Source organism: Bacillus australimaris, from assembly GCF_001307105.1.
GTDB classification, from domain to species: Bacteria; Bacillota; Bacilli; order Bacillales; family Bacillaceae; genus Bacillus; species Bacillus australimaris.
The window spans coordinates 25883-31956 of sequence record NZ_LGYN01000009.1 but is presented as its reverse complement, the minus strand read 5'-3'; the positions used below and the strand labels follow the sequence as shown (position 1 = coordinate 31956).

Here is a 6074-nt window from a genome sequence, read left to right as displayed (position 1 = left end):
TCTATCCAATTGAGCTACGGGCGCTTAATCAGGCGACTTAATTATCTTAACATATCGTTTTCATCAAGTCAACATCTTTTTAAAATTTGTTTACCGCGTGTGTGAACGTCTGTGTTTCAAATACGTCATCAGCGACGAATAAAAATATACCATGGATCGCATATAAGGGTCAATACATTTTCCTGAAAAAGTTTCATGTTTTTTTAGATTCAATATTTTCTTAGATAAATAGAGATGCAATAGCCCTATTTTCTTTTCTTCTTTCATAATTCCAATGATTCTTAAATAAAATCTTTCTAAATACAAAGGAGGACAAAACATGGTCACATAGAATTTTTATTTATTGGAAAATTCTTAATATTTTTCCAAGCACTTAAAGGAGGTAGGAGATGATGAAAAAGTTCGTCGCTTTTCAAATCATGATCGCTTTGGTGATAGGAGCTCTTATCGGCCATTTCTTCCCTGACTTCGGAATGGCACTCCGGCCAATTGGCGATGGATTCATCAGATTGATTAAAATGATCGTTGTTCCTATCGTTTTCTCTACCATTGTTATTGGTGCAGCCGGCAGCGGCGGCATGAAGAAAATGGGCAGTCTTGGGTTAAAGACGATCATTTGGTTTGAGGTTATCACAACCATCGTTCTTGGGATCGGGCTCTTATTGGCAAATGGACTAAAGCCTGGCGTTGGCCTCGATTTTTCTAAATTAGCTAAGAAAGATATTGGGGAGTTAGATGGCTATACAGAGAAAGTCGTTGACTTTAAACAAATGGTATTAGATATCATTCCAACCAATATCGTCGATGTCATGGCACAGAATGATTTACTTGCTGTGATTTTCTTCGCCATACTATTTGGTGTAGCGGCAAGCGGCATCGGTAAAGCATCTGCTCCTGTTCTCACCTTCTTTGAATCAGTGGCACAAATCATGTTTAAGCTCACACAGATGGTGATGGTGACAGCACCTATTGGGGTTCTTGCATTAATGGCTGCTTCTGTTGGCCAATATGGCATTGTTTTATTAATCCCAATGATGAAGCTTGTCGGGACTGTTTTTTTAGGATTATTCATTATTCTCTTTGCTTTATTCCCTCTGGTCGCACTGATCTTCCGTTTTAACTACTTCGAAGTATTAAAAATGATTTGGGATTTGTTCTTAGTTGCCTTCTCTACTACAAGCACTGAAACTGTCCTTCCTCAACTGATGTCACGAATGGAGAAATACGGGTGTCCAAAAAGAATCGTTTCCTTCGTGATTCCATCAGGTCTTTCTCTCAATTGTGATGGATCAAGTTTATATTTATCCGTTGCCTGCGTATTTCTTGCACAAGCGTTTGGTGTCGATATGAGTCTGTCTCAGCAGCTTTTGATGATGCTTGTTCTTGTGTTAACGAGTAAAGGCATTGCAGCAGTGCCATCCGGTTCACTTGTTGTTCTTTTGGCAACCGCACATGCAGTAGGTCTTCCAGCAGAAGGCGTCGCTATTATAGCCGGTGTTGACCGAATTATGGATATGGCAAGAACAGGCGTGAATGTTCCAGGGCATGCCGTTGCATGTATTGTCGTTTCTAAATGGGAAAAAGTATTCCGTGAGTCGGCGTGGGAAGTACCAAAAGCGGGTGAAGAAACGAAAGGGATGTAAAGTTAATATGAAGGAAAGGGTTCTCCCCTTTCCTTTTTTATGCCGAAAAGGTTTGCTTTAGCACAGCTTTTCCTTGCGGCTTCAGCTGCACTTCTGCATATGCCCCATTAACCAGCGTCATTTGCGGCGGGACATGCCCACAATCTATATCGTAAAAAATGGGGATTTGTAATTCCTTTTGTAATTCTTCATATACATCCTGATACTGATACCCTTCAACAGGCACATCTACTGCACTTCGCCCAAACAACATACCTGAACAGTGATCAAACCACCCTGCTAGTTTTAATTGAACAAGCGATCTCTTCACGCTTGCAGCATTTAATTCGCAGTTTTCGAAATACCAGAGAATTGGTTCATCTTTTATAAATGTTTTCTGAAAAGCTTTGACGTCCCCATAAGGTGTCCCTGCTAAATGACGTATCACATCAATGCAGCCACCCATCAGTCTTCCCTTTACCATCTTTTCTTGTTGATCCACCGTATGCCATGCGGTCGGTTCTGTTAAATGAAAAACATGTTTAATCGGATCGTCACGCTTCCATTCCTTTTGATACATAGATGAAGAAAACTGACTGATGTCCATTTCCCCTTTTGTTGAAAGCACTTCTTCCCACATGACAGTCGTTTGATCAAGTTCTTCTCCCTGAAGGTCTACTAGGTTCGGTCCATGTGCAGTGGCTATGCCTGTTTTTAATGTCAACGCCAGCAGGAGTGCACTCGTATCTGAGTAACCAAGAATCCACTTTTTCTGCATCGATGAGAAATCAAGGTGCTCTAACACTTCCATCAGCAGCTGTCCTCCCCACGGCGGGATGATGTGGTCAATCTCATCACATGTCATCATGTACTGAAGTTCGTTTGCACGTTCTATGGCAGGGGCAGATTTCGCCTTTTCCTGCTGCCAGACCGTCTCTCCACATATGACATCGTAGCCTCTATTTTTCATTCGTTCACATGAAAGCTTAAACATATCATGCAAAGATGGCTGTACACCTGAGGAAGGCGCTGTGACGCCAATTGTTTGTCCTTTTTGTAAATGCGGAAATTGTATCATTCTGCTTCCCTCCAACCTCTATATCTCTTAATCTATCCATTTTTAAGAAAATGCCCCTTTTACAAGGGACATCTCTTCTTATTCCTTTTGACGCAGTACAGTATAGACTCCTGCAAAGATACATAGAATCCCAATGTAAGAACGTATCCCCATCTCTTCCCCTAAAAGCAGCCAGCCAAGAGCTGCCCCTACGATCGGTTGAAAGAAGAAGAACAGACCACCGCTCGAGGCATCCATTAATTGAAGCCCTCTATTCCATAAAAAGAATGCTAGAGCTGTTGAGATGATACCTAGGTAGAGAATGCCGCCCCAAATCTCTGGCCTTGCCATCTGCTCCACATTTAAGTGAGGTAAACGAAATAAAACAGGCGGTGTTAAAACAATGAATGCAACAATGATCGCATATGTGGTTGTCACCACCTGAGGATACTTTCCTGGAACACATTTCAACAAAACAGACATAAGCGCCCATGTGAAAGCAGCGATAACCAGTGAAAGACCGCCTATAAATTCATCTGTTTGCACTGCGACTGGCCCAATCATGAGCCATACACCTACTGTAGCAAGCAGGATGGAAGCACACTTTCTAACAGTCATTGCTTCTTTTAATAGAAAGAACGCAAACAGCACCATAAAAGCAGGTGTTGCAGATGTGATCATGGCTCCCATTTGCGCAGACGTATACATGGTGCCAATTTCTTGTGTCACGATTGATAGGAAATTTCCGATCAGCCCGATCACCACAACAAGTGGGATGTCCCTTTTATCTAATCGAAAAGAATAACCTAAACGCCAAATAGTGAACACCAGCACGACTCCTGCTACAGCATATCTCATCCATACAAGCTCAAGCGGTGGAACCACCGCTACTGTTACTTTGACAACAACGTACATGCCGCCCCAAATACTTGCAGCAATTGCTAAGTAAAGGGCGCCTATATATTTTTCATTCATTTTTTCCCCTCCGTTACTGGATAGATTGATCGCATATCCACAAACGGAGATCACTCTCCGTTATGGACGGAGGGTATTTGGTACATCATGTTCAAATAAAGGCTTCCATTGCATTGTCGTCACCTCATTGTTTTTATTTTCAGATTACTTTATAACAAATTCTGGTTGACTTCAATCCTTTTTGTCACCATTTTTCTTCATATAATAGAAGATAAATGGGTATTGACATGCTGAATTCGTTTTCATATAGTAAGTAAAACTATTGGTGGTCACGTAGAAAAGGAGTAGAGGTCGTTGGATATTGAAGCGAGGAAACACATTCCCAATACGAAACACGAACCGTTTCTAGAGGGAATAAAAGATTGTGTGCCGACCCTTCTCGGTTATATGAGTATTGGGTTTGCCTTCGGGATAGTGGGAATTAGCTCACAATTAAGTATATGGGATATTGCGTTTTTATCGATCTTTATTTACGCAGGTGCTTCACAGTTTATTATCTGTGCACTGCTTGTCACGGGGAGTCCCCTTTCCGCTATCATTTTCACGACATTTATTGTCAATCTGCGTCATTTATTGCTCAGCCTGACGCTCGCGCCACATTTCACACGCTACTCTGTGAAACAGAATATTGGATTCGGTCTATTGCTGACTGATGAATCCTTCGGTGTAGCGATGAATAAATTAGCGCAGCAAGGAAAGCTGAATAACCGGTGGATGCACGGATTGAACATCACGGCGTATTTGTGCTGGATTGCAGCCTGCATACTGGGCGGCATTTTTGGACACTGGATTACAAATCCTGAAGCGCTTGGCCTTGATTTTGCTTTATCAGCGATGTTTGCTGCACTGCTAGTCCTTTCATTACAGACAGTGCCCAAAAATAAGTTAACTCATCGCCTGTCACTTGTGTTGTATATGGTCATTGCCATGTTTGTTCTGCTTCATTTCGTTCCATCTCACGTGGCTGTGCTCTTAGCCACTGTGATTGTCGCAACCGTTGGGGTGGTGACAGATAGATGATCAGCAGCTTTATGGTATGGCTGATTCTTGGGTGTATGATCGTCACCATCATTCCAAGGGTCGTTCCATTTTTATTTGTACGAAGTATTCAACTGCCTGAAGTGGTGCTGAAATGGTTATCGTTTATTCCCATTTGTATATTCACTGCTTTGATTGCAGAGCATCTTTTCATCCATACAACAACAGGCACAGGTGTCACCATCCACTGGATGTATCTGGCTGTCTTGACTCCTACTGTACTCATTGCTGTTTGGACAAAAAGCTTGTCACTTACTGTTCTTGTCGGCGTCATGCTGATGGGTACTGCTAGATGGTTTTTCTAAAAGAAAAAGCATAACCGCATGCGGTTAAGCTTTGTTTCATTTGACGATTCCATATACAAATCCATCATAACCTTTTTCACCAACTGTTTGAATCGCTGTCGCCTCTATTCTTGGCTCTTGTTTAAGTAAATCGAAAAATGCTCGAGTTCCTTTCACTCGTTCATCCTCATCTGAGTCATGAAGGACTGCTCCGTTTCTGACGACATTGTCTGCAATAATGACTGTTCCCTTTTTCGAGAACTCTAGCGCCCACTTCAAATATGCCGGATTGTTCGGTTTATCTGCATCAATGAAAATCAAATCGAATGGAGGCGAAGCCTTCTCTTTTAATTGAGATAACGTATCTAATGCCTTTCCTTGCAAAATGCTCACCCGTTTCGATAAGCCTGCCCTGCTGATGTTTTGCTGCGCGACTTGTACATGATGACTGACGGCCTCTAATGTGATGAGTTCCCCATCCTCTTCGAGTGCACGCGCCAGCCAAATGGTACTGTATCCACCGAGTGTCCCGATTTCTAATATACGCTTTGCATTCTTGGTTTTTGCTAATAAATAAAGCATTTTCCCTTGGGCTGGTGACACATCAATTTCTGGAAGACCCGTTTGCTTATTATGAGTAAGCGTTTGCTCCAATACGTCATCTTTAGGAATCAACTTGTCTGTGATATACTCGTCAACTTTCTTCCACACTTGCTCCATTTCATCCATCTCCCTTGATTATGTCTTCTATCTCAAGTCTACATGATGATAGCGAGAGCGTATAATCAATTCTTTTCACACATCTATTCATTTTATTGATGAAAGACATGTGCTGATGGAGACATGAAGCAGCGAACTGCTTTCGAATCTACTCGTTCAGCTTATTCTTCACATCCCCTTTTTTATCTTGAAGCTTTCCTTTTACTTGATCCTTTTTCCCTTCTTCTTTCAGGTGTTGATGATCAGCTGCTTCGCCAAGCTTTTCTTTTATTTGACCTTTCACTTGATTTGTTTTTCCTTTCGCTTTATCCAGATGTCCTTTTTCTTCACTCATTTGTTCCACCTCCACGTTTGATACTATCCATTTAGCCTTTTTGA

General features: G+C 41.8%; 7 protein-coding genes. 3 read left to right on the top strand and 4 right to left on the bottom strand.

Annotated elements, in window-relative coordinates:
• Positions 1 to 392: 392 nt before the first annotated feature.
• The gene (gltP, locus tag AKG37_RS06540) at positions 393 to 1643 is read left to right on the top strand and encodes a glutamate-aspartate/proton symporter GltP (protein WP_048240377.1); all 1251 of its coding nucleotides are present in this window, start codon (positions 393 to 395) and stop codon (positions 1641 to 1643) included.
• Between the two features lie 37 nt (positions 1644 to 1680).
• Here the strand turns inward: gltP and AKG37_RS06535 are convergent, their stop codons facing one another.
• Positions 1681 to 2700, bottom strand: a complete 1020-nt coding sequence (locus AKG37_RS06535; RefSeq protein ID WP_060698075.1) for a S66 family peptidase — start codon at positions 2698 to 2700, stop codon at positions 1681 to 1683.
• Between the two features lie 78 nt (positions 2701 to 2778).
• Entirely contained in the window at positions 2779 to 3654 is an 876-nt protein-coding gene (locus AKG37_RS06530; RefSeq protein WP_060698074.1) for a DMT family transporter, read from the bottom strand.
• 294 nt (positions 3655 to 3948) lie between these two features.
• Here AKG37_RS06530 and AKG37_RS06525 point away from each other — a divergent pair, with 294 nt between their 5' ends.
• Positions 3949 to 4674: an AzlC family ABC transporter permease gene (locus tag AKG37_RS06525; RefSeq protein WP_060698073.1), complete on the top strand. Its 726-nt coding sequence runs from the start codon at positions 3949 to 3951 to the stop codon at positions 4672 to 4674.
• Entirely contained in the window at positions 4671 to 4997 is a 327-nt protein-coding gene (locus AKG37_RS06520; RefSeq protein ID WP_060698072.1) for an AzlD domain-containing protein, read from the top strand. Before AKG37_RS06525 ends, AKG37_RS06520 begins: the two co-directional genes overlap by 4 nt.
• A gap of 36 nt (positions 4998 to 5033) precedes the next feature.
• Here the strand turns inward: AKG37_RS06520 and AKG37_RS06515 are convergent, their stop codons facing one another.
• Together AKG37_RS06515 and AKG37_RS06510 are read right to left on the bottom strand one after the other, a co-directional pair.
• Complete coding sequence (locus AKG37_RS06515; RefSeq protein ID WP_060698071.1) at positions 5034 to 5696, bottom strand: O-methyltransferase; 663 nt, start codon at positions 5694 to 5696, stop codon at positions 5034 to 5036.
• Positions 5697 to 5844: 148 nt separating this feature from the next.
• Positions 5845 to 6030, bottom strand: coding sequence for a CsbD family protein (locus AKG37_RS06510; protein WP_060698070.1), 186 nt, complete (start codon positions 6028 to 6030; stop codon positions 5845 to 5847).
• Between the last annotated feature and the right edge of the window lie 44 nt (positions 6031 to 6074).